Here is a 226-nt window from a genome sequence, read left to right as displayed (position 1 = left end):
AAGCCAATCAAGGCAAGCTTGTCGGCACAGAGCAATATGATCCTGATCTTATGAGTGCTCTTCAAGAAATAAAGCAGCTCAAGCGGCAGCTCAAAGTGGTTGAAGAGGAACGCGAAATACTAAAAAAGGCGACGGCGTACTTCGCGAGAAACAGTTAGTCAGGTACGCCTTTATCAAAGACAACCAGTTCCTCTTTCGCATCACCACTATGTGCCGTGTGTTAAGG

At 46.5% G+C, this 226-nt stretch carries 1 pseudogene; it reads left to right on the top strand.

The features are described 5' to 3' along the window. A pseudogene (locus A1019T_RS12925) lies at positions 1–226 on the top strand (IS3-like element ISPar1 family transposase); the annotation flags it as partial.

This window comes from Psychrobacter piechaudii (genome assembly GCF_900162825.1).
Classification (GTDB): domain Bacteria; phylum Pseudomonadota; class Gammaproteobacteria; order Pseudomonadales; family Moraxellaceae; genus Psychrobacter; species Psychrobacter piechaudii.
The sequence above is the reverse complement of the archived record's forward strand: the minus strand, read 5'-3'. Positions and strand labels throughout refer to the sequence as shown.